A 22,419-nucleotide genomic window follows, 5' to 3' on the forward strand; every position below is an offset into this window, starting at 1 on the left:
GTTTTATCGCGACGGGGTACCCAGAGGGCATGCTAGCGTCACTCCTACAAAAAACCATGTAGCTCATCCCCCTCTGTGCTCTTAGTGTCCTCTGTGGTGAACCGCCGTTAGGCCACCCGATACTCCGCACCCAACTCACTAATCCCCAGCCCACTCTTTTTAACCACCCTGAGCTGAACTGGAATTCGCTCTTTCATCGCTTCGATATGGCTGATGACACCGATCATTTTGCCGGAGGCGTTGAGGTTATCCAACGCATCGAGGGCTATATCCAGTGTTTCACTGTCTAGCGTGCCAAAGCCTTCATCCAGGAACAGGGAGTCGATGCTGGTTTTATGACTGACTAGATCAGAGAGCGCCAACGCCAATGCCAGACTCACCAGAAAGCTTTCGCCACCGGACAAGGTTTTGGTATCCCGTTCGATATCACCCTGCCAGGTATCTAATACACTGAGCTCTAACCCGGCATCTTGCTTACGTTTCAGCAGGTATCGACCATGCAGGCGTTCCAGTTGCTGGTTAGCCAGATGGACCAGATTATCCAGGGTCAGGCCCTGGGCGAACTTACGGAATTTATCGCCTTTCTGTGAGCCGATCAGTGAGTGCAGGTATTGAATATCATCGTAATGTTCGGTGTACGCTTCAATCTCATCGAACAGCGCCTGCTGATCTTTTCGGCGGTTCTGGTCTGAGGCTAGCTCGTTACTAATCTCTCCAACCCGTCTTGCCAACTGTTCCACAGTGTTATTCAGTTCGCTGATCTGTGCTTCGATATCCTCTTTGGGGATTTTCTGGTATTCCACTGCGAGTGGGTTTTCCTGTACGGTTGTCAGCGCCTGCTCTGCGTTATCCAGCAATGCTTTAGCCTGTGCGAGTTCGCTATCCAGCTGCCGCTTCTTATCTTGTAGCACTTTGCGTTCCGGCTCTGACAGCAGAGCCTGCTGGAATGCCTCTTCGGTGCGAAACGGGCTGTCTGACAATGCGGTTAACCAGCTGGACTTTCGCGCTTCCAGACGGGTTTGTGACACGTTAAGCGCTTGTTGCTGGTTGTTCAGCTCCGCGAGCTGGGCTTTATGCGCGCTGGATAACTGGTGACTGCTCTCCTGCGCTGTTTTATGAGTAGCCTCAGCAGATTGCAGCTGAGCCTGGCTCTCTGTGCGCGCCTGGCTAACAACCTTCTCACCAAAAATTTCACTACGCTGAGTTTTCAATCGTTGAAGTGACTCACTCAACAGTTCCCGTTCCTGCTGCAATTGTGTCAGTTGTTTTTCAAGGCCCGTCAGCTGCTTCTCGCAGTGAGTCTGTTCGAGACTAAAGCGATTAAGATGGCTAGTGAGCTGTTCTTTCTTACCGCTAAATTCGTCCCACTGTTTTGCATCCAGCTGTTTGGCTTCTAACCATTCTTGTAGCTCTTCTGACACCGGTGGACGGTAGCCCTGCTCGGTTAGCTGTGCAGTAAACGACTCGCGCTGAACAATGACCTGCTCTGAGCGTTTGGCTTTATCTTGTTGGACTTCAAGCAGACTCCTGGAGAGGTTAGTTATCGCCTGCTCACTCAACTCAAGTCTGTTTTTCAGTTGTTCTGCACTGCGCAATGCGTTATCCCATTGCTGTTTGGCATCGTCTCTCTGCTTGTTCAGCGCTTTAAGTTGCTGAATCGCATCCGCAGACTGTTGTCGCTTTACCTGTTCCGCGGCTTCGTACTGTTGCAGGCTTTGACTATCGCTAATTGGAAAGCTGAGATTCAAAGCTCTTGTGATTTGCTGCCACTGCTGCTCTAAAGCGGACTGTTCAGTCTTTATCGCACTTAACCGTTGCACTAATTCCTGCAGATGACGCTCAACTGAGGTCAATGCGGCAGCAGTATCCTGCCCCTGTTCTTTGATAGCGTTGAGCTCCTGCTCGGCTGCCTCTCTGTCTTTAATGGCCTGAGACAGGTCGGATACTTCGCCCGTCAGCCTTGGATGATCATGGGAGCCACACAGAGGGCACTCCTCTCCGGCCTGAAGGTCGGCCCGGAACTGGGCTAACTGTTCATCCTGGGTGACGAGTTTGCTTAGCGCCTTTACCAACTGCTCCTGTTTTTTATACTGGGCTCGTAACTGATCTCGTGTCTGCTTGACTGTTTTTTGTCGGGCCTGCTCGCTCTTTTCGGTTGCCTGCTTTTCCTGCCGTTCTGTATCAAGCTGCTGCCAGCGGTGACTGAGCGGCTGCAGTTGAAGCAACTGGGTGTAACTGGTATTCAACCGCTCCCGTTGCTGCTCTAACGTATCAATATCCCCCTGCTCGCTTGCTGCAACTGAGGCACCATTTGCCTGCTGCCAGACCTGTTCTAGTTTGCCTGTTTCCGCCATAGCAGCTTGATACTGTTTATCATCTGCAGCATGTGAGTTCTGCTGCTGAGTCAGCTGTTGCTGAAGACCGGTTGTTTTGTTGATCAGCTGGGTTAACCCAGCCTCTTCCAGCAGAATCTGTTCGGCCTGTATTTGCCACTGACCCAGGTACTGTTTTAATGACCCGTCGGCCTTGTGCTGCAGCAGATATTGATCAACCACTTCGAGCTCAACAACCTCAGTTTTAATCTGCTTGTTAAGCGAGGTTAACTGCTGTTGGTCGACATCTCTTTTCGAAACAATCTCTTTAATACTGTTATCTTTATCGTTGAGCCTTAGCTGTTCAGCGCTGATATTCTGATCCAGCGGAACCACCTGATCATTGATCAGCAGCTCTTGCTGTTCATGCTGCTTTTTGGTTTCTTCGAGTAATACTCGCTGCTGATCGAAGCTGGCAGCGGCAGTCTCCATTTGCACTTTTACGCCCTGCTCTGATATCTGCTTTTCGTTATAGAGCTTTTCACTGTTATCACGCTGTAACTGAGCTTCCTGCAGTAACGTAAATGGGATTCGCAATTGTTCTGCCGGTTCACTCTGCTGTAAGCGCAGCAAAGCGGGTTGTGCCAGGGTTTGCTGCTCTTTGACCGCTTCTAAGCGCTCAGTGTTAGCGATTATCTCTTGCAACCCACGATCATGCTGTTGCCACCAGTTTAAGTGAGCACTGGAAGCTGAAACGTTGATCTTATGTTCAGCCTGTTGCTGCTGAAGCAGGGTTAACTCTTCCTGTAATTGTTGTTTAGCCTCACCAGTGAGCAACTGTACACCTTTGGCCTGAGAGTTCAGTTCTGCCAGCTTTTGCTTAGCCTCAGCAAAGTGCAGGTGCACCTGCTCAGAGATCCGCCCATAGATCTCGGTGCCGGTTAACTCTTCTAACAACTCTGCTCGCTCGGCTTCTTTGGCATTCAGAAAAGCGGCAAACTCCCCCTGGGAGAGCAGCATCGATTTGGTGAAACGGGAGAAATCCAGGCCAGTGATACGTTCAATCGTTTCGTTTTTTTGCTTTATCTGGGTTGCCAGCACATTGCCCGTAACAACTTCAGCCAGCTCAACATCTGCCTGTTGCAGATTGCCGTCTGACTTACCTCGGGAACGCCGCATGCTCCAATGGGCACGATAGGCTTTGCCCTTCACTTCAAACTGCACTTCAGCGGAGCACTCAGCGGTGCCACGGGTCATAATTTCGTTGGTTGACGCCGAGATCTGGCCTAAGCGGGGCGTCTGATGGTAAAGCGCTACACAGATCGCATCGAGCAAGGTGGTTTTACCTGCTCCCGTCGGCCCGGTGATCGCAAACAGGCCGTTATCCACAAAGGGGGATTGAGTGAAGTCGATCTTCCACTCGCCTTTCAGAGAGTTCAGATTTTTGAACTGGAGGCTTAATATCTTCATGCGCCCTGCTCCGGATTTTCAACTTCCGACAGTATCTGCTGGAACTGCTCTTTTATCCTGCCCAGACGCAACTGCTCCACCTCACCTTCGAAGCTCTCCAGTTCCAGTCGCTTAGCAAAGACATCATCGGGCGTTAACTCTGCCAGAGTTTCACGTGCGGTCTGGGTTAACGATTGCTTAGCGGTATTACGTGTACGCCGCAGCTGCAATACTTCAAAGGAAGGAATGACTGTCTGCTCTACTACCTGTTCTAGGGACTGCTCTAGGGACTGCTCTAGGGTCTGCTCTAGGGTCTGCTCAACGCTCAACCCTTCGATCAGTGTCTGAATTCGTTGCGGCAGATCCGCCAGATAGTCCTGCAGTTCAACCTCTATACAGAGCCAAACCGATTTAGTCTGCGGCGTATTTTCATGGGTATTAGCATCAAACGCTTTCAGCTGAGATTCGATGCTGCTGAGATCCCCTTTTATCACCGCCATCGGTTGAAACCTTGGCACTTCAAGGGGAGTAATAGCGACCCTTTCAGCCTGGTCAAACTCCACTAACAACACCTGCTTAGTGGTTTTCAGTTCATCAAAGCTCAGTGGAATGGGCGAGCCGCTATAACGGATATGCTCTGATTTGGCGACCATCTGTGGCCTGTGGATATGTCCCAGGGCAATATAGTCCGCCGGGGGAAATCCATCCGCCGCAAAACCATCCAGGCTTCCGATATAGATATCACGCACCGAGTCTGACTGACTCACGCCCAACGCCGTGAGATGGCCGGTAGCGATGATCGGTACACTCAACTGCTTCTCTTCTCTGACAGCCAGTGCTGCCTGATACAGCTGATGATAATGCTGCTTAATCGCCTCGCCTAATGCCTGGCGCTTTTCAAGACCCGATTCGCCGGCACGACTCTGTATAACATCGCGGGGACGGATAAAGGGTATCGCACAGAGAATGGCTCCGGTGTCACCCGCACGGTTTTTTAGCTCAATGATTTGAGTATGGGTCGGTTCAGATCTGACTGTATCCTCTGTTACTTCAGTGGAAACAGCACTCGGGACAACATTAGCAACGACGTGCGTATTAAGGCAGGCCACCAGCTGTTTCGATTCATTCAGGGTCGATACTGAATCGTGATTGCCACCCAATACCACCAGCGTGCAATTCAACTGACTGATAGCGACGATGAACTGGTTATACATCTCCCGTGCATAGCTCGGCGGGGTGCCGGTATCAAAGATATCACCAGCGACGATGACTGCATCGATATCATGGGCAGCGACCTGCTCCAACAACCAGGCGAGAAATGCCTGATGCTCCGCTTTGCGGCTTTTGGTAAAAAAGCTCTGACCCAGATGCCAGTCAGACGTATGTAGGAGTTTCATTCAGATCGTCCGTAACCATAAAAATACCGCTAGACTATCACAATGATCACTCCCACTTGATCGATTTCTACCTTAAAATAACAACCTGCTGTTAAATGACAGAACCTTCAACGGTTATGCACCTTTCACAATTTTAATACCTTACCAACCAGACATCAGGACACCAGTTAATGCCTTTTGATATTACAGCGGTTATCAGCATCATGGGGCTCTCGGCGGTAGCAGTCTTCGCCGTTTCGGGCGCTCTGGATGCCGCCCGTCAGAAGATGGATATTCTGGGATTGATGCTGATAGGTACGGCAACGGGTCTGGGCGGTGGCACTCTGCGTGATGTACTGCTTGGGAAACTGCCGGTATTCTGGATACAAGAGCCCGTCTGGATCATTATCTGCCTGGTCGCTTCAGCCGTTACCTACTTTATTGCGCCCAAGCTGGCTTCGCGAACACGTGCCCTGATCTGGATGGATGCGGTTGGTATAGCTCTGTTTGCCGTTGTCGGCACAGAGATCGGCCTGAAGTTTGGTACGTCACCTCTGATTGCGGTCTGTATGGGGGTTATGACCGGAAGCTTTGGCGGTATCGCCCGTGACCTGCTCTGTGGCAGCAACCTGACACTGATGAATGAAGAACTCTATATCACACCGATGCTGGTCGGTTCCGTTACTTATCTGATACTCAATACCTTAAGCCTGCCCTACAGTTATGACCTGATTGGGGGTTTTATCGTAGCGTTTAGTCTTCGAGCGCTGGCCATTCAGTTCAATATTAAACTGCCAAATATGTATCGTAAGCATCAAGACTCTTAAGTTTTTAATAGCCCATCAGTGACAATCAAAAAAGGCGAACACAGGGTTCGCCTTTTACATCACCTTTCTACTTAATAAGTGACTTTACCTGCCTACCACTCGTTCAACACCGCCCCGGGGAAGTGTTCCCTTAATACCCGATTCTGAAACTGATCATTAAAGCGGCAATTAATAATGATAATAAATCGCTCGAATGGCTGACTCTCGTCCTGTGGTTGCAGACTCCCTACGCTGTGGTATATCTGATCATCCCTGATATGCAAAATCTCTCCTGGTGCAAGATCCGCTGAAATAATCTCATGCTGCCCCTGTTTATCAAACGATAACGAGCTGGTCGCACCCCTCACATTTTCCCGGTTGATCACCAGTACACTGAGAAACTTACTACCATCTTTATGGATACCCTGCCCCTGCAAAGGGTCGGTTAATTTATCTCCCCGCACACCGTTTATCTGCATCAGAATCGGTTCACCCGGCTGAATATCCCACAGATCGGCCCAGCCTTTAATAAACGCGGTGACATCGTCCCGCTGAATAAATGGCTCTTCCAGAGGCGCATAGTGGCGTATTTTATCGGCCATCGTTTCAGCGTCATTGAAAGCACCAGCCTGTGCCATCGGGCAACCGGCTAACACGCGGGGCTCACCTGATTGATCCAGATAAAACCAGGACATCCGCTTCCAGCGAGTTTCCACATAGGGGTCGCGGGGAAGCTGGTCCAGATAAGGTAACCAGCCTTGCAGATCTATTTGGGTATCGACATCGGTTCGACTCCAGTTACCCAAACGTATTTCTTCATACACCCGGGTATCCCAATAACGCCTTTGACGTTGATGAATAATCTGCTGAGCCGTTAGTGGCTGTGGTGGATGGTTTTGCGGGACGTTATTTGCTATAAAAGTTCCCATAATAGTGTCACTCCTTTGCAAGGGTTAATAGCTGCTTTTTGCAGCCCATAAGACAAGAGGCTCAGCATTATCCGAACCTCTCAACTCTATTTGTAGCAATTAAAACGATCGTTTAGAAATGCTATCGTTTATTCAGTAAATACCAGCTGGATTGAGATCCAGATACGGACTTGCCTAATCGAATGTATCTGAACAACTTTTCAGCAGCGTTTCTCACTAAGGAAGAAAGAGATGGACTTCATTGAAACCCAACATTCAGGATGCACACTGAGGCGTGGTACACCGGATGATGCAGCGATGGTTGTCGACTACATGAGAAAGCTCGGCGCTTATCAGAAGATGCTGGATAAAATAACCGCCACTGAAGCTGACATTCGTCAGCTACTAGTCGATGATAAAGGTGAGGTTATTTTTGCCGAACTTGAGGGCGAGACCGTCGGGTTTATCTATTTTTACCAAAGTTCCTCGGCTTTCACCGGGCAATCAGGATTGTATATTGATGCTTTCTTCATCGACCAACATGCTCAGTCAAAAGGACTGGGCAAAATAATGATGGCGTATATGTCAAAACTGGCACTACAGCGCAAATGCCAACGCCTGGAATGGGGTTGTCTGGACTGGAACGAATCCGCCATCAGCTTTTACCGGAATATGGGCGCTAACAGTGTGGATGAAATGACAATCTACCGGTTCAGTCAGGAGCAACTGGTCATCAACGCATCGCAGTTTTAAGCTTTCAATATCATCCGCTATCCCTTTGGTTCACCACGACGAAGGGGTACACTGAGGCTCTATTTTCGAGGCGATTAAATACAGCATGAGCTTGGACAAAAACTCCCCACTAAAACAACCAACAGGTGTCGAGAGTAAATCATCGTCTACCGTTGTCGGTGGTTGGTCTGTTGCTGTCGGGCGGGCGCTGGATTCACTGGGCTACAATGGCAATCAACTGCTACAGGATGCCGGGGTGGATCTCTCGCAAAAGCGCGATACCGATATTCGCTTCAGCTCTGATCATACCCGCTCTCTTTGGGCGCTGGCATTAGTCGAAACGGGGCAAGAAGATATCGGTTTACAAGTAGCCCGATATGTCTGCCCAACCACTTTTCATGCACTGGGCTTCTCTCTCTGGGCCAGCAATAGCTTACTCGACGCACTGCAACGAATGGTTCGATTTGAAGTGTTACTCAATGATGGCTGTAGTCTGTCACTGAGTCAGTCAGGCCCGGATAGTTTAGCTTTCTCGATGGATATTAAAGAGTCTGATCATCAGCCATTGGTTGTTGCGGAGGGCATCGACTATTTTCTCGGTGCGATAGTCAAAATGTTCCGCGACATGTCTGATCAAAGCTTCTCCCCCCTCTCGGTAAAATTTTCCCGGATTGCACCCGCCAACCCTGAGTTGTGGGAAAACTACTTTCAATGCCCTGTCAGTTTTGGTGAATCCAGTAACACCCTGGAGCTGAGCGCTGCGCAACTGAATGAACAACTGCCGACAGGTAATAGTCTGCTGGCTGAACAGAATGACAAGCTGGTTGAAGACTATCTGCAACGGTTACAGATGGCTGATTTGACGGGTCAGGTACGAAACACACTGATCGATCTGATGCCCTTGGGGTTAACGACGTTAGACGCGGTCGCTACGGAGTTAAATATCGTGCCCCGTACCCTGCAATATAAACTCACCCAGTCAGGCACGACAATTCAAAAATTACGTGATCAGATTCGTGAAGAGCTGGCCCGCAAGTATCTGCAACATTCCCGACAGAACATTACCCAGATCGCTTACTCGCTGGGTTTCTCTGACCCGGCCCATCTCAACCGGGCCTTCAAACGCTGGACCGGAGAGACACCCACTGCGTTTCGCGCCCGTCACCTTTAAAATATCATTTACCACAGAGAACACTGAGGACACCGAGATAAAGCATTAACTCTTATCCAAGTCCTTCCTCTGTGCTCTCGTTGTTCTCCGTGGTGAAAACCTCTTACTCACAGATTTCACAACCTAGAATACCGAGATAAATCATTGGCTCTTTCCTGAAGCCCTTCCTCTGTGCTCTCTGTGTCCTCCGTGGTAAAAATAGTCTTTTCCCTCTGGAAGCACCGGGCTCTCTAAGCCAAATTCATTCAGGTTTTACTAAACGCTTTTCTCTGTGCTCTCTGTGTCCTCTGTGGTGAAACGCTCTCTAATGTCTTAAATGGTAAAAGCTTTGCTTTAAATGGCAAAGGTACTCAGCCAGCCCTCCGTATACTCACTTCCTATCGAAACGGCTTCGCTTTTGCGAGCCGCACAATCAGACAACAAAAAAACACGTAATTGAGGTGAGTGATGGGCGAAGTAGTACTAGCAGCGAAAGTGACACATGTTCCTTCTATGTTTATTTCTGAACAGGAAGGTCCTCTAAAGGGTATCCGCGATGCCGCCATCGAAGGCCTGCGCAAGATTGGTGACCTGTGCCGTGAACGTGAGGTAGATACTATTGTTATTGCCGATACCCATTGGCTGGTAAACGCAGGGTTCCACATCAACGCCAAGCCTGACATGTCCGGTGTATTCACCAGTACTGAGTTCCCTCACTTCCTGAACAATATGGAATACAGCTACACCGGCGACCCTGAATTGGGGCAGCTGATCGCTGAAACAGCCACCAATAGCGGTGTCACCACCCTTTGCCACCATGAAATCGACACGCTGGAAATACAATACGGAACCCTGGTTCCACTGCGTTATATGGGCATCGACAAAGACATCAAAGTCGTTTCTATTGCTGGCTGGATGTACGACGCTGACCTGGAAGAGTCTAAGGTTGTCGGTGAAGCTATCCTTAAAGCGGTTAAGAAGTCTGGCAAGCGGGTTGCCTTCCTGGCAAGCGGCTCTCTCTCTCACAGAATTCCACCGAATAAAGTTGTCGGTGATTACCTGTTCAAGATTAGTCGCCCTCTGAATCAGGAGATCGATCTGATGGTGATGGATATGTGGAAGCAGGGCCGCACTAAAGACTTCCTGGATATCATGCCAAAATATGCGGAAGACTGTTCCGGAGAAGGCGGGATGCATGATACCGCTATGCTATTCGGCCTGCTGGGCTGGGATAAGTATGAAGGTGAAGCAGAGATCATGACCGAGTACTTCCCAAGCTCGGGCACCGGGCAGTGCAATGTTGTCTTCCCGCTGATGCCCTCAGACAAGCCTGATACCACCGTTCACCCGGTATAAAGCTAAAAATAGGTGTGAATAAAACCTGATAGGGCTTCCTGCATCAGGTTTTATTCTCTTCAATTCACCTCAGTTCACTCTGCGTCATAACAGTCTTGTTGCCTGTCACCCTCCAATAAGCCTGAATGTTCACTGAGCATCTGCGCTTTCCATTGCAGAAAAGCACTGCCCTCGCTAAGCCGGGGCCTTTGAATATCAACCACCTTATCCAGCACCACCTTTCCCGGAGCAGATGAAAGAAACAGAACCCGATCGGCCAGTTGAATCGCTTCATTAAGATCATGGGTAACAAATACAACCGTCGGCTTATGCTCTTGCCAGAGCTCTAGCAACAAATCACGCAGGCGCTGCGCATTAGGTGCATCCAGCGAAACAAAAGGTTCATCCAGAAGCAACAACTCAGGTTGCGTCAGAAAAGCGCGGGCAATGCTCACCCGGCGCTGCATACCGCCGGAAAGCTGTTTCGAATAACTGGCAGACTTCCCGCTCAACCCCACCCGGCCCAATATAGCCTCTATCTGCGTATCACTGACTTTCGGCATCACCAGACGCAAGTTTTCAGCGACGGTCAGCCAGGGCATCAGTCGGGGCTGCTGAAAGATATAGCCAATTTTACAAGGGGGCCTGTCCTCCATAGAGTGACCGTTGTAAAACACCTCGCCGGGATCACTTTTTTCCAGCCCTGCAATCATATTCAACAGCGTACTTTTGCCTGCACCTGAAGGCCCCACCAGAGCCACAAATTCGCCTTTAGAGACGCTAAAGTCTAACCCTTCCAACACTCGTTCCAGGCTGTTTGGGTAAACTTTACTCTGAATAGATATATCAAGACTGACCATAACCACCCCGGGCGATGTAACGATCCAGTGGCCGCATAATCACCCCTTCGATAACTAAGATGATTGCAACAAAAGCCAGTGTATAAGCCAGAATACTGGCAATATCAAAAAACTGAAAGAAGGTGCCTAGCTGAAAACCCACACCATCACTTCGCCCCAATAATTCAACGACCAAAACAATCTTCCAGATCAAGGACAGCCCGGAACGGGCTGAAGCCATAATGAAGGGGTACAGTTGGGGTAGATAAACTTTGAAAAAATAACGACACCGTGACACCTTAAACACTCTGGCGACGTCGAGCAGATCACGATCAACTACCCTCGCCCCTTCGCGCACCATCACGACTACAGTGGGGATTTTATTAATAGCCACGGCGGCAATGGCTGATGCTTCGACCAGGCCAAACCAGACATAACAAAGGATGATGGTAACCAGAGCAGGAATATTAAGCGCAATCACCAATAGAGAATCAAAAGCCGAGTTCAGGCGAGCAAAAGCCCCCATCATCACACCAATCAAGACTCCCAGCATCATTGCGATCATAAAACTGACCGTCACCCGCATCATAGTCACCAGCAAATGATGCAACATATCACCGTCAAACAGATGGAGGTGTAAGCTGGTAAACACCTGAATCACACTGGGAAAATTATGACTCTCCAGCAGCATTGCTGAAGACTGCCACAGCAGAAAGAGCACCAACAGTGGCAGTGCTCCAAACAGCATTGCTTTCAGTCGATGCACAATCATTAATTCACACCTATCTGAATCACGCCCTCTTCAGCATCGGGCAACCAGAACAGTGATCGGTCCAGTGTGTTTGCACCGCCTGTGAGTTCATCACCCCCCTCTCGGGCCATAATTGCGTAAAGCTTTTCTAGTGCGTCGAGTTCATCCATACCAAACTGCTGCTGGACACCTGCACGGTAACCCTCTTTGAGTGCTGCAAAAATCTGATCATCTTCAGCCCGGGTCAAAGGTCGGATCTGTTGCCATTCCCGGTCGGAGTTCAGCAGAATCTCCCGTGCATCCCTGGAAGCTTTAAGAAAATTACTCAGTAGCGCATTATTCTCCTGCCGCCATGCTTCAGTAAAAACCCAGCCTACTAACGGAACTTGTCGATTAACGCCTAATCCGTTCATCATCTCCTGAACACTGATAATCTGCCTAAAACCTTTCGCCTTGAGTCTGGCACTGTAGTGCCAAAAATTAAGAATCAGTGGGAGTTTGTTGTCATACATTAACTGGTTTAGCAGGGGTGGTGCGGCGAATACCGGTTCAACCGATTGAGCAAGATCCTGATCAAGTGTTTGCTTAGTATAGGCTTGTAGCAACAACCAGCTCTTATCAACAGAGCCTCCGGCAATTCCCAGCCGCTGACCTTCAAGATCTTTAATTGATCCAACCGAGCTATTCGACTGGGCATAGAGCCCACCAGCAGCGGCAGAGACAGGGGAGAAGCCAAACATTCTGTCATTGAATCGCTGGCGATTAACCCAAACCCAGTCACTGTAGATAATATCCACAGCACCACTCTGTAGGGATATAGCACTGGCGTTCTTGCCACCGACTGGAGTTACATCAAGGGAGAAATGGTATTTTTTATCCAACTCATGGCGGCGAATAACATCCATTTCCCAATTAACAGTACCAAACTGCAGGACAGCCACACGGACAGTAGGTACAGGACTTGCCAACACAGGAGTAACCCACGACAAAGCGGCCGCTGAGCTTAAAGCGACAATCATCGCTTTAAACTTCACCCGGGGGCTCAGAGCAAGTAAACCGTTCAAGATCATAGCTAGCATAACGCTTATCACCTCATTCCCTCTCAGGTTATGAATGTGTGCGATTTGAGAAACAAGCTAATAGATTAAGGCAACACTTCACCGAAGCACTTTAAACCCTGATATTGGGCCAGCTATCGGCAAAAAATTGAAAGATCCATTGCTTGAATCATCATCGATATACAAGCAATGATCTCACGTGAGGAAACGGGTTAGCATAGTACTTAGTTACTGTTTTTCAGCCAGTGCCAACTGCTCTGCCATCTGGGTTTTCAGAGCAGCAACCTGCTTTTTGAAGGCATTGCGCTTTTTACGGGAGATCGTCTGCACCACAGGAATAGGTGCTGTCATCGCATTCACCGGGCGGCCATTGACGTGCAATTCATAATGCAGATGCGCACCGGTTGAACGCCCTGAATTACCCGAAGCAGCAATCTTCTGACCACGGGAGACTTTCTGCCCTTTACGTACGTAGGCTCTGCTCAGGTGGAGATAACGTGTTTTGTACTTACGGCCGTGTTTTATCTCGATATACAAACCCGCATAGCGATGTTTAATCACACGGGAGACAACACCATCCCCCGCCGACAACACAGGGGTACCTGTGCGTACAGAAAAGTCGGTTCCATTATGGGGCCGCACCAGTCCGGTAACAGGGTGTTTACGCTTAGGATTAAAGCTTGAAGAGATGCGATAGCGTTTCTGCAGCGGAATCCTTTGAAAGGCCTTCTCTAAACTCTCACCCTCGGCATCAAAATAGTTATCATCAAAGAGAAATGCCGACTGTTTACGAATAGCGCCATCATAGACAAAACCTTCGATAACACTGTTACCGGTATAGACGCCATAAACATACTGTCGGGATACTGATAACTGAAACTTATCCCCGGCACGCAGGTGACTTCTGAAATTCATCCGTTCTTTCAACAGACTGGTGACCTGATAAGCTTCAGCGATCCGTGCACCTGCCCTCTTCATCGATCTGGGCAGATCACCCTCTACCGTGCCACTGATGATCTCCCGGCGAAAACCACCCTTTTCGATAAACTCTTCATATTCGAAGTCGCCTTTTTTACTGCGATCAAAGAGCACTTTATAGGTAAGACCAGAGCGAAAGATAAACTGCTTTAGCTTACCCGCATCATCAAAGTTAAATCCCAGTTTATGACCCGGCTGAATAGTATCCAGCGCCAGAATATTTAGATCGGCTTCCATCAATTTGTACAGCGTAGGCTGAGAGATGCGCAGATGATCGAAGATAGTGCTAAGCGTATCGCCCTTCTGCACCACATAACCTATTTCAGGCTCAAGGTCTTGTGTCTTTTTACTGCCTGGACCAGCTATCTCTTCAGCGGCAGAAACATCCGTATTCTGAAGGTTGAGTTCCAGCGTGCTTCTGAACTGACCCGGCGAGACAGGCACGGCAGAGCTGTTATCCGACAGCATTAACGAGACGACTAATATAAGCGAAGCGCAACCCAGCAAAATACGGTGCGGCGTTGGCAGGTGACTCAGCAAGGTACAGGCTGTGCTAAAAAACGACTTCAGTCGTGAAGTGATATCCTCAGTTTTCAAACGCTGCCACTCTACCTAAATACTATTTAACTATTTCAGAACCCCATTGGCTGATGCTGTGACCACCATCGGAGCTTAATGTTCAGTTGGATTATGCCTGAATCGGGATAGAATTTCCCCCGCCAGTTAGTGGTATTCTCACTTTCTGCTACAATGCGCCGCTCTTATTAAGTGTTTTAAGTCCAGTGTTTCGGAGAATCTGCTTTGACTCAATTTCGTCCCTGTATCGACCTGCATCAAGGCCAGGTAAAACAGATTGTTGGTGGTAGCCTGAATGATCAGGGTGCTGAGACAAATTTTGTCAGCCAGTATGATGCGGAGCACTATGGAAAACTGTACCGCCAGCACAACCTGACCGGGGGCCATGTCATCGCCCTGGGGCCTGGCAATAAGGATCAGGCACTCAAAGCGTTATCGGCATGGCCAGATGGGCTGCAGTTCGGCGGAGGGGTGAATAATACCAATGCCGCTGAGTTTATAGAGGCAGGCGCGTCTCATGTCATCGTTACCTCTTTCCTGTTTGATAACGGGGAATTTAGTTGGCAGCGGTTAGAACAGATCAAAGCGATTACCGGAAAAGAGCGTCTGATTCTGGATCTGAGCTGCCGGCGAACCGAAACCGGATGGAACATCGCCACCGATCGCTGGCAAACCATCACTGGTACTCAGGTTAATGCGGAAACACTGACAGAGCTCAGTCAGCACTGTGCAGAATTTCTCATCCATGCCGCAGATGTCGAAGGCCTGCAATCGGGCATCGATGAAGAACTGGTTAAGTTATTAGGTGAAACCTGCCCTATCCCAGTCACTTACGCCGGTGGCGCCCGCTCACTTGACGATCTGAAGCTGGTCGATCAGCTCTCCAATGGTAAAGTCGATCTGACTATTGGCAGTGCCCTGGATATCTTTGGTGGCAACGGTGTAACTCTGGAGCAGTGTATTGCGTGGAATAATCGCTAGCGTTATTTTATTTGCCCTGCTGATTTCGGTTGGCGGATGCAGTGAGCAGGCTGAACTTCGCTATATTCAGCCTGGCAGCACCATACTGGCCTTTGGTGATAGCCTGACTCAAGGGGTCGGCAGCACTGACGGTGGCGATTATCCCAGCCAACTGCAACAGCTCAGCGGGCGTAAAGTAATCAATGCCGGTATCTCTGGAGAGGTCAGCGCCGAAGGCTTACAGCGGTTGCCTGAACTGCTCACCCGATACCAGCCTGCCCTGCTTATTCTTTTAGAAGGCGGCAACGATATACTTCGCAATCAGAATAAAGCACAGCTCAAACAAAATCTGGCTCAAATGATTGGGCTAGCCCAGCAACAGAATACCGATGTTATTCTTATCGCAGTACCAGAGAAAAAATTATTCTCTAACAGCGCACCGTTGTATCAGGAACTGGCCGAAGAGTATCAACTGATTATTGAGCCTGAGCTCATTGCCGAGCTATTACGCAACAACCAATATAAATCAGACCCTATTCACTTCAACAACCGGGGTTACCAACAACTAGCGATAAGGATCAACAACCTGTTGAAAGAGCATAACGCTTTATAATAAATGGAATTTTTCCAGTTATCAGTAGTCATATTTTTTGAATAAAGCTTATTATGTCCCGGATTTCTTTATAAACCTATGTCAGATAAATTCATGTTCTTAAGAATCTTTCCTGTTATTTTTGGTGCAATTTTAACCACCCAGTGTCACTTAGTCAGTGCGCAAGAAAGTCAGGAAAGTATCACTATTAATCAGCAGACCCTGGCTGGTTTTCGTCAACTTTCAATACGGGTTCTATCGGCCTACAAAGTCCAGCCTCACTATATTGGCTCAACTGAAAAGTGGCACCTGTTCCTGAAAAAAGAGTCACGCCAGGCGGTTGATAAAGCGTTCAGTTCCATCTTCGGTTATAAAATACCGGCAGAGGGTTCCAGCATCGAAAATGGCTGGAGCCTTAACATGGGTGTTGATATCAATCCTGACAATTGCCCTGAAGTTACTCAGTATAAAAAAGATAAGACGGGATTCACTTTACCCGCACTCCCCTCCGTGAAAACTCAGTGTCTCTCCCGCTAGAACGGAAATAAAAAAAAGCCGCATAATGCGGCCTTTGGTCCCCTTCTAAATAAGATTGCTCAATCAAATATCAGGCAACCTGCGGCCAAGAATTCGTTGTAACGTGCCATCTTTCGTCACTAAATGATGCTTCACGGATGCCGCTACATGAAGTGCGACAGCAGCCATCATAACGTTACCTCCCAGACCATGCATGACATGGCCAAGCTCTCCCAGCAACTCATTCTCATCACCACTGGCGATCAGTTCAAATCCAAAAACGGCAACGGCGTGACCGCCACCAACTGACATCAGAATGCCGGAAACGGGCATCATCACCGTACCCGCCAACAGAATTACGTGAACAACCGTCGTCACTTTTTCCTGCCATGCAGCAACCGGCGTCAGACGTTCAGGCAAACGATTACGGATGCGCCATACCAGACGATATAGTGCGACAACCAGTACCAACACACCCACTGATTTATGCAGCCCCATTAATTCGAACTTGTCAGGGCTCCTTGAAAGGTCTTCAATATATGTACCCAAAATAAGACTACCGATCATTGCGATAGCAATAATCCAGTGCAAAGCCACAGTGGTTTTTGTGAGTTGTGAACGACTATCCATGATTAACTCCGTTAGAATGACGATCTGTATACTTTAAATATTAATCATTAGAAAGATAAGTCACCGGGGTGTAAAGAAAGGTAAAGTTATGATTTTTAACGGTATGCAAGAAAATCATCTCAACATATGAGTAATATTGTTAAGGATACTTTAAGCTTTAATGCTTAGAATTAAGTCAAACCCTCAGTGACTCTCAGGAAATACAGATTATGCGTAAAGTAACCATTGGAAAAGCGGGCGTCATCCTGCTCTCTTGTACTATTACCGCATCCGCTTTTGCAGGATTTGGTGATCTGCTGAAACAGATAGAAGACGGCGGCAAACAACTCATCGAACAGAAACAGAGCACTCCCACTTCATCGACTACCGCTGGAACCAGTCTGGATTACGACACCGTGATAGCCGGACTCAAAGAAGCGCTGGAGGTGGGTAGCCGTCAGGCCATTGAAAGTGTCAGCCAGGAAAACGGCTACTTTAATAATGCACAGATCAAGATTCCCCTGCCTGCTCAACTCGAGCAAGCCAGTGGCCTATTGAAAAAATTTGGTCTGGGCTCTCAGGTTGAGCAGTTTGAGCTCAGTATGAATCGCGCAGCTGAACAGGCCGCTCCAGAGGCAACCGAGATCCTGGTCACAGCCATCAAAGAGATGAGCATCGAAGATGCACGGACTATTCTAAACGGACCTGATAATGCAGCCACCGAGTACTTTCGCGAGAAGACATCAACCCGGCTGAGTGAGCTGTTCCGTCCCTCTGTTGAAACATCTATGAATCAGGTGGGCGTCACTAAATATTACGGCGATCTGACTAAGAAAGCGGAAGAAGTACCTATGGTCGGCAGCATGGCTCAGAACTATAATCTTGAAGACCATGTCACCGAAGGTGCTCTGAACGGCCTGTTCACTATGCTGGCTGCTGAAGAGAAGAAGATTCGAGAAAACCCGGCAGCACGTACAACTGATCTGCTGAAACAAGTATTCAACTTTTAAGGAATCCTAATGTTTAAAAAATATCTGTTGTCTCTACTGCTTAGCGTTGGTTTGCTCAGCCCTGCATTGGCTGAAGAGATCAATCCTATCGTCGTTATGACCACCAGTGCCGGTGTGATCGAACTGGAGCTGATGCCCGAGCAAGCACCACTGACAGTGGCAAACTTTCTTCGCTATGTAGAAAATGATTTTTTCTCCGGCACTATTTTCCACCGGGTAATCGACAACTTTATGATCCAGGGCGGTGGATTCTCCGTTGATATGGAACGTAAAGATACGTTGCCACCCGTACGCAATGAATCAACTAACGGCCTGCCTAATCTGCGCGGCACTATCGCGATGGCCCGTACGAATGCGCCTGACAGCGCAACATCCCAGTTCTTTATCAACCTGAAAAACAACGATTTTCTAAACGCTAAAGGCCCACGCCCTGGCTACGCGGTGTTTGGTAAAGTGGTCAACGGGCTGGATGTGCTGACACAGATAGGTCATGTACAGACTGGCAGACAAGGGCCATACAAAGATGTTCCGGTCGAGCCGATTATTATTCAGAGCGTTGTTTTGAAATAAAACCGCAATCCGAGGTCCGAACGCTTTGCTTGTCCTAAGTCCGAAAAGGCGAAAGCAAGCTTTTGCGGACCTCGGACAAGTAGCGCTTTTTGTAACGTTCGAACTACGATTCTTTAAGCTTTTTCTTTTCGAACGACGAGCAACTCACGCTCTTTGTGACGCTACGGCTGCCTTTCCACTGCCACATAAGCCCCGCTGAGGGTCATCGCTACCTTATCCCCCTGACGAATCTCGACTTCCAGATTCAACCGGCCACGGCCTTTGCTATCCATATAGCTCATAAAGGTATCCAGCTCAGCTTGTTCCGGGAGCACAGTGATCGCAGTAAAATCCCCTGTCACCGGCGCTAAGTATTTGAGCTGGCTGTCGCGGATCATCACATCACAATCACGCCCCTGTTCGCGCAGATACAAGGTGACCATAGCCCATCCACACAAAGTAGCGAGGGTCGCCAATGAACCACCAAAACCTGTCCCCTTATCATTAACGTTAGGTGCCAGAGCCGCAGACAGGGTCAACGACCGACCATCATAAGCAGGATCACCAAACCCCATGTGATTAAGCAGGGGAATCTGACCTTTAAGCCAGACTAAAAACTGTTCGGCGGTTTGCTGAGAGTTACTCATAATATTAGCTTCTACCTCTGCTTTCTGACACTTCAGACAGGAGTCTGATCAACCCCAGTCGCTGACAAACTCTTCAATGTTAACGCCAGGCACCTTACGGCTTCGCGCCGGCGTACCCAGATACAGATAACCCACAATCTCTTCATGCGCCTCTAAGCCTAAACCATCCATAACAGTGGGATGATACGCTAAAGCACCGGTACGCCACATCGCGCCCAGACCTTGCGCGTGAGCTGCTAATAACATGTTCTGGACTGCACAGCCGGCAGTTATGAGCTGTTCAGTACGGGGCACCTTGGGATGATCCTGAATCACCGCTATTGCCACGATAACAAGTGGGGCTCTTAACGGCATATTTCTGAATTTAGCTTGTTGATCATCATTCAGCGACGGGTCTTCGCTGGCCGCATCCAAAAATAGCTCACCCAGCTTAACTCGGGCATCGGCCTCTACATTGAGGAACCGCATCGGTTTCAACGCACCGTGATCAGGCGCACGTAACGCAGCCCGATAGATATTCTCAAGCTGTTCCGGCGATGGCGCCGGCCCTTCTAACAACGGAATTGATACCCGCTGGTGTAAATTTTCCAGAGCGTCCATTCTAATTCCTTTATTGACGGCTAAGCCGCAAGTTAACAGGCCGACCAGTTTTACTACTACGGTACGGATTAATATCAAGCCCACCGCGGCGCAGATAGCGGGCATATACAGTTAGCTCTTCCGGGCGGCAGCGATTCCAGATATCCATAAAGATCGACTCTACACACTGTTCATGGAAATCACCGTGTTCACGATAGGAGATCAGATACTGTAGCAACCCTTCACGATCTATCGCTGCCCCACGATATTCAATAGCGATACTCGCCCAGTCTGGCTGTCCGGTCACCGGGCAATTAGACTTCAGCAGATGACTGTATAGCGCCTCTTCTACCACCTCTCCGGTAGCACTCAACCGCTGAGGGGCAGGACTATAATCCGTCACCTCAATATCCAGCTCATCAAGACACTCACCTTCAAACTTAAGAATTGGCGTGGTGATATCCAGTTGACTAAGGATCACCTCAACTGCGCCTTCAGAGGCTACTGTAAGGTCTGTCACCATACGCGCCTGAACCTCAGATTCTGAATCAAAGCGCGTCAGATTGAAGGAGTTAAGGTAGAGTTTAAATGACTTTGACTCGACAATATTGTGACTCGTCGCTGAAAAGCGAAACTCAGCGAGTCGCACAACCGGTTTGCCTTTATCATTCAGCCAGGACACTTCATAAGCGTTCCATATATCGCTGCCCTGAAAAGGCAGTTCACTACGTATAACACCCTGAGCCTTCCAGTTCAGATCCCTGGCAATGGGGTACAGCAACGCTGCATCATATTGATTAACATACTCGGTATCTGCACCTAAAGGCGCATGTTCCAAAGCGGTCTGACTCTCTTTCATGCTACCTCCGACCTTACTGTCGAATACCTTTACCGGTATTCAGCAGATGCATTGAATAACTAAACAGTATAATGATGACACCGATGATCATACCGTAAGCAAAACCTATATCGATATCACTGACACCCAGAATTCCGTAACGGAAAGTATTCACCATATAGAGAATAGGATTGATCTGAGAGACATTTTGCCAAAACTCAGGCAGTAAAGTAATCGAGTAAAACACGCCTCCCAGATAGGTCAGCGGCGTCAGCACAAACGTCGGGATAATCGCTATATGATCAAAGCTATTGGCATACACCGCATTGATAAAGCCACCCAGTGAAAACAGGATAGCGGTGAGGCAGACAATCGATGTGATCACCCAGAAATTATGAATCTGCAGATCCGTAAAGAACATCGATAGCAATGTCACCATCAGACCGACCAGCAAGCCTCGCACTGAACCGCCAATCACATAACCTGCCAGAATAATCCAGTTAGGTGTGGGCGAGACCAGCAGCTCTTCAATATGTCGCTGAAATTTAGTGCTATAAAAAGAGGAAACAACATTCCCATAGGAGTTAGTGATAACCGACATCATAATCAGGCCGGGCACGATAAACTCCATATAATTAAAGCCCCCCATCTGGCCTATCCGGGAACCGATCAGATTACCAAAAATAATAAAATACAGCGTCATGGTGATCGCCGGTGGTAACAGAGTCTGCGCCCAGATACGGGTAAAGCGGCGCACCTCTTTCACAAGAATGGTCCAGAAGGCGATAAATAGTTGTCTGTTAGTCATTTGACTGGCCTCCCTCTGTCTTCTCTTCAAGTGTTTTATCGACCAGAGAGACAAAAAGCTCTTCCAGACGATTACTCTTATTTCGCATGCTCGTCACAGCAACACCCTGTTCTGATAACTGAGCAAAGACCGGATTCAAACTCTGGGATTTTTCTACCTCAACCAGCAACGTATGATCACCTTCCATTGTCACCTGATAGCCATCAACACGCGGACATTCATCCTGTACCGGGCTGATATCCATGATAAAGGACTCCGTATTAAGCTGCTGTAACAGATCGCGCATGTTGGTGTTCTTAACAATCACCCCCTGATCGATAATACCGATATTACGGCACAGGCTTTCTGCCTCTTCCAGGTAGTGTGTGGTGAGGATAATCGTTGTACCTTCAGCATTAAGCTCTTTCAAAAATTCCCACATTGAACGGCGCAGCTCAATATCGACTCCTGCAGTCGGCTCATCGAGAATCAGTAAGCGCGGCTCATGCATCAACGCGCGGGCTATCATTAACCGACGTTTCATCCCCCCGGAGAGACTACGGGAGGGTTCATTCCGCTTCTCCCATAACCCTAGTTTGCGAAGATAAAACTCGCAGCGCTGTTGCGCTTCTCCGGCAGGAATTCCGTAGTAGCCCGCTTGAGTAATCAGAATATCAGCGACTTTCTCAAACATATTAAAATTAAATTCCTGGGGAACCACTCCCAGCTCACACTTAGCCTTGCTCGCGTCTTTATCCAGATTATGGCCAAACACGGTTACCTGGCCTGAGCTTTTATTGACCAGTGAGGAAACAATACCTAAGGTTGTTGATTTACCGGCTCCATTGGGCCCAAGTAACGCAAAAAAATCACCTTCCTGTACATCAAAGGAAATCCCCTTCAGGGCTTCGAAGCCATTGCCATAGACCTTGCGCAGGTCAGTTATGGAGAGCGCAGTCGTCATGCAGTTTCCTATGATTGCTAGTGAGGGAGAGGTTTTAATCGAACTCTTAACATTGGGGCAGCAGGCTATGATTTCAACAGTTACTAGTGCTAAGTTCT

At 48.7% G+C, this 22,419-nt stretch carries 22 protein-coding genes; 9 read left to right on the forward strand and 13 right to left on the reverse strand.

Annotation, left to right across the window (positions count from 1 at the left end):
* Positions 1-107: 107 nt before the first annotated feature.
* Complete coding sequence (locus AMJAP_RS13370) at positions 108-3,782, reverse strand: AAA family ATPase (protein ID WP_019620033.1); 3,675 nt, start codon at positions 3,780-3,782, stop codon at positions 108-110.
* Positions 3,779-5,158, reverse strand: coding sequence for an exonuclease subunit SbcD (gene sbcD, locus AMJAP_RS13375; protein WP_019620032.1), 1,380 nt, complete (start codon positions 5,156-5,158; stop codon positions 3,779-3,781). Before sbcD ends, AMJAP_RS13370 begins: the two co-directional genes overlap by 4 nt.
* A 170-nt stretch (positions 5,159-5,328) precedes the next feature.
* Between sbcD and AMJAP_RS13380 the strand changes: the two genes are divergently transcribed.
* On the forward strand, positions 5,329-5,964 hold the full coding sequence (locus tag AMJAP_RS13380; RefSeq protein ID WP_019620031.1) for a trimeric intracellular cation channel family protein: 636 nt from the start codon (positions 5,329-5,331) through the stop codon (positions 5,962-5,964).
* Between the two features lie 92 nt (positions 5,965-6,056).
* Here AMJAP_RS13380 and AMJAP_RS13385 read toward each other — a convergent pair whose 3' ends face one another.
* Positions 6,057-6,872: a 2OG-Fe dioxygenase family protein gene (locus AMJAP_RS13385; RefSeq protein WP_019620030.1), complete on the reverse strand. Its 816-nt coding sequence runs from the start codon at positions 6,870-6,872 to the stop codon at positions 6,057-6,059.
* A 231-nt stretch (positions 6,873-7,103) separates the two neighbouring features.
* On the opposite strand from AMJAP_RS13385, the gene AMJAP_RS13390 reads away from it, so the two are divergent.
* From AMJAP_RS13390 to hpaD, 3 genes are all read left to right on the forward strand, one after another.
* Entirely contained in the window at positions 7,104-7,604 is a 501-nt protein-coding gene (locus tag AMJAP_RS13390; protein WP_019620029.1) for a GNAT family N-acetyltransferase, read from the forward strand.
* An 85-nt stretch (positions 7,605-7,689) separates the two neighbouring features.
* Complete coding sequence (locus AMJAP_RS13395; protein ID WP_019620028.1) at positions 7,690-8,754, forward strand: AraC family transcriptional regulator; 1,065 nt, start codon at positions 7,690-7,692, stop codon at positions 8,752-8,754.
* A 447-nt stretch (positions 8,755-9,201) separates the two neighbouring features.
* Positions 9,202-10,089 (forward strand): 3,4-dihydroxyphenylacetate 2,3-dioxygenase, encoded by an 888-nt coding sequence (hpaD, locus tag AMJAP_RS13400; RefSeq protein WP_019620027.1) that lies wholly within the window; start codon positions 9,202-9,204, stop codon positions 10,087-10,089.
* A 74-nt stretch (positions 10,090-10,163) separates the two neighbouring features.
* On the opposite strand, the gene AMJAP_RS13405 is transcribed toward hpaD, so the two are convergent.
* The 4 genes from AMJAP_RS13405 to AMJAP_RS13420 all read right to left on the reverse strand — a co-directional run bounded on the left by AMJAP_RS13405 (position 10,164) and on the right by AMJAP_RS13420 (position 14,291).
* Positions 10,164-10,928 carry an ABC transporter ATP-binding protein gene (locus AMJAP_RS13405; protein ID WP_019620026.1) on the reverse strand — a complete coding sequence of 255 codons (765 nt, stop codon included), beginning with the start codon at positions 10,926-10,928 and terminating at the stop codon, positions 10,164-10,166.
* Entirely contained in the window at positions 10,915-11,679 is a 765-nt protein-coding gene (locus tag AMJAP_RS13410; protein WP_019620025.1) for an ABC transporter permease, read from the reverse strand. Before AMJAP_RS13410 ends, AMJAP_RS13405 begins: the two co-directional genes overlap by 14 nt.
* Positions 11,679-12,737, reverse strand: coding sequence for an ABC transporter substrate-binding protein (locus AMJAP_RS13415; protein WP_019620024.1), 1,059 nt, complete (start codon positions 12,735-12,737; stop codon positions 11,679-11,681). The genes AMJAP_RS13410 and AMJAP_RS13415 overlap by 1 nt, the downstream gene beginning before the upstream one ends.
* 207 nt (positions 12,738-12,944) lie before the next feature.
* Entirely contained in the window at positions 12,945-14,291 is a 1,347-nt protein-coding gene (locus AMJAP_RS13420) for a peptidoglycan DD-metalloendopeptidase family protein (RefSeq protein ID WP_156815089.1), read from the reverse strand.
* Between the two features lie 204 nt (positions 14,292-14,495).
* Between AMJAP_RS13420 and hisA the strand changes: the two genes are divergently transcribed.
* From hisA to AMJAP_RS13435, 3 genes are all read left to right on the forward strand, one after another.
* Positions 14,496-15,251 (forward strand): phosphoribosylformimino-5-aminoimidazole carboxamide ribotide isomerase, encoded by a 756-nt coding sequence (hisA, locus tag AMJAP_RS13425; protein WP_019620022.1) that lies wholly within the window; start codon positions 14,496-14,498, stop codon positions 15,249-15,251.
* Positions 15,232-15,843, forward strand: a complete 612-nt coding sequence (locus AMJAP_RS13430) for a GDSL-type esterase/lipase family protein (protein WP_019620021.1) — start codon at positions 15,232-15,234, stop codon at positions 15,841-15,843. The genes hisA and AMJAP_RS13430 overlap by 20 nt, the downstream gene beginning before the upstream one ends.
* Positions 15,844-15,936: 93 nt before the next feature.
* On the forward strand, positions 15,937-16,359 hold the full coding sequence (locus AMJAP_RS13435) for a hypothetical protein (protein WP_019620020.1): 423 nt from the start codon (positions 15,937-15,939) through the stop codon (positions 16,357-16,359).
* A 63-nt stretch (positions 16,360-16,422) separates the two neighbouring features.
* On the opposite strand, the gene AMJAP_RS13440 is transcribed toward AMJAP_RS13435, so the two are convergent.
* A complete protein-coding gene (locus tag AMJAP_RS13440) occupies positions 16,423-16,968 on the reverse strand; it encodes a cytochrome b (protein ID WP_019620019.1) in 546 nt (181 codons plus the stop codon).
* 209 nt (positions 16,969-17,177) lie between these two features.
* On the opposite strand from AMJAP_RS13440, the gene AMJAP_RS13445 reads away from it, so the two are divergent.
* Both AMJAP_RS13445 and AMJAP_RS13450 read left to right on the forward strand, forming a co-directional pair.
* Positions 17,178-17,957: a DUF4197 domain-containing protein gene (locus AMJAP_RS13445; RefSeq protein WP_019620018.1), complete on the forward strand. Its 780-nt coding sequence runs from the start codon at positions 17,178-17,180 to the stop codon at positions 17,955-17,957.
* A gap of 9 nt (positions 17,958-17,966) precedes the next feature.
* Positions 17,967-18,527 carry a peptidylprolyl isomerase gene (locus AMJAP_RS13450; protein WP_019620017.1) on the forward strand — a complete coding sequence of 187 codons (561 nt, stop codon included), beginning with the start codon at positions 17,967-17,969 and terminating at the stop codon, positions 18,525-18,527.
* Between the two features lie 161 nt (positions 18,528-18,688).
* On the opposite strand, the gene AMJAP_RS13455 is transcribed toward AMJAP_RS13450, so the two are convergent.
* The 5 genes from AMJAP_RS13455 to AMJAP_RS13475 are packed head-to-tail and all read right to left on the reverse strand — an operon-like array spanning position 18,689 to position 22,321.
* Positions 18,689-19,153, reverse strand: coding sequence for a YiiD C-terminal domain-containing protein (locus AMJAP_RS13455; RefSeq protein ID WP_019620016.1), 465 nt, complete (start codon positions 19,151-19,153; stop codon positions 18,689-18,691).
* Positions 19,154-19,201: 48 nt separating this feature from the next.
* Positions 19,202-19,753: a nitroreductase family protein gene (locus tag AMJAP_RS13460; RefSeq protein ID WP_019620015.1), complete on the reverse strand. Its 552-nt coding sequence runs from the start codon at positions 19,751-19,753 to the stop codon at positions 19,202-19,204.
* Between the two features lie 10 nt (positions 19,754-19,763).
* On the reverse strand, positions 19,764-20,591 hold the full coding sequence (gene queF / locus AMJAP_RS13465) for an NADPH-dependent 7-cyano-7-deazaguanine reductase QueF (protein WP_019620014.1): 828 nt from the start codon (positions 20,589-20,591) through the stop codon (positions 19,764-19,766).
* A 13-nt stretch (positions 20,592-20,604) separates the two neighbouring features.
* Entirely contained in the window at positions 20,605-21,378 is a 774-nt protein-coding gene (locus tag AMJAP_RS13470; protein ID WP_019620013.1) for an ABC transporter permease, read from the reverse strand.
* Positions 21,371-22,321 (reverse strand): ABC transporter ATP-binding protein, encoded by a 951-nt coding sequence (locus tag AMJAP_RS13475; RefSeq protein WP_019620012.1) that lies wholly within the window; start codon positions 22,319-22,321, stop codon positions 21,371-21,373. The genes AMJAP_RS13470 and AMJAP_RS13475 overlap by 8 nt, the downstream gene beginning before the upstream one ends.
* Positions 22,322-22,419: the final 98 nt, after the last annotated feature.

It is taken from the genome of Amphritea japonica ATCC BAA-1530, from assembly GCF_016592435.1.
Classification (GTDB): domain Bacteria; phylum Pseudomonadota; class Gammaproteobacteria; order Pseudomonadales; family Balneatricaceae; genus Amphritea; species Amphritea japonica.

Bases quoted from the DNA above. Each gene is read 5' to 3' on its own strand.
- AMJAP_RS13395 (WP_019620028.1), top strand. From the start codon at position 7,690: ATGAGCTTGGACAAAAACTCCCCACTAAAACAACCAACAGGTGTCGAG.
- AMJAP_RS13405 (WP_019620026.1), bottom strand. From the start codon at position 10,928: ATGGTCAGTCTTGATATATCTATTCAGAGTAAAGTTTACCCAAACAGC.
- AMJAP_RS13455 (WP_019620016.1), bottom strand. From the start codon at position 19,153: ATGAGTAACTCTCAGCAAACCGCCGAACAGTTTTTAGTCTGGCTTAAA.
- AMJAP_RS13385 (WP_019620030.1), bottom strand. From the start codon at position 6,872: ATGGGAACTTTTATAGCAAATAACGTCCCGCAAAACCATCCACCACAG.
- AMJAP_RS13440 (WP_019620019.1), bottom strand. From the start codon at position 16,968: ATGGATAGTCGTTCACAACTCACAAAAACCACTGTGGCTTTGCACTGG.
- AMJAP_RS13370 (WP_019620033.1), bottom strand. From the start codon at position 3,782: ATGAAGATATTAAGCCTCCAGTTCAAAAATCTGAACTCTCTGAAAGGC.
- AMJAP_RS13435 (WP_019620020.1), top strand. From the start codon at position 15,937: ATGTTCTTAAGAATCTTTCCTGTTATTTTTGGTGCAATTTTAACCACC.
- AMJAP_RS13410 (WP_019620025.1), bottom strand. From the start codon at position 11,679: ATGATTGTGCATCGACTGAAAGCAATGCTGTTTGGAGCACTGCCACTG.
- AMJAP_RS13415 (WP_019620024.1), bottom strand. From the start codon at position 12,737: ATGCTAGCTATGATCTTGAACGGTTTACTTGCTCTGAGCCCCCGGGTG.
- AMJAP_RS13460 (WP_019620015.1), bottom strand. From the start codon at position 19,753: ATGGACGCTCTGGAAAATTTACACCAGCGGGTATCAATTCCGTTGTTA.
- queF (WP_019620014.1), bottom strand. From the start codon at position 20,591: ATGAAAGAGAGTCAGACCGCTTTGGAACATGCGCCTTTAGGTGCAGAT.
- sbcD (WP_019620032.1), bottom strand. From the start codon at position 5,158: ATGAAACTCCTACATACGTCTGACTGGCATCTGGGTCAGAGCTTTTTT.
- AMJAP_RS13475 (WP_019620012.1), bottom strand. From the start codon at position 22,321: ATGACGACTGCGCTCTCCATAACTGACCTGCGCAAGGTCTATGGCAAT.
- hpaD (WP_019620027.1), top strand. From the start codon at position 9,202: ATGGGCGAAGTAGTACTAGCAGCGAAAGTGACACATGTTCCTTCTATG.
- AMJAP_RS13450 (WP_019620017.1), top strand. From the start codon at position 17,967: ATGTTTAAAAAATATCTGTTGTCTCTACTGCTTAGCGTTGGTTTGCTC.
- AMJAP_RS13380 (WP_019620031.1), top strand. From the start codon at position 5,329: ATGCCTTTTGATATTACAGCGGTTATCAGCATCATGGGGCTCTCGGCG.
- AMJAP_RS13470 (WP_019620013.1), bottom strand. From the start codon at position 21,378: ATGACTAACAGACAACTATTTATCGCCTTCTGGACCATTCTTGTGAAA.
- AMJAP_RS13390 (WP_019620029.1), top strand. From the start codon at position 7,104: ATGGACTTCATTGAAACCCAACATTCAGGATGCACACTGAGGCGTGGT.
- AMJAP_RS13445 (WP_019620018.1), top strand. From the start codon at position 17,178: ATGCGTAAAGTAACCATTGGAAAAGCGGGCGTCATCCTGCTCTCTTGT.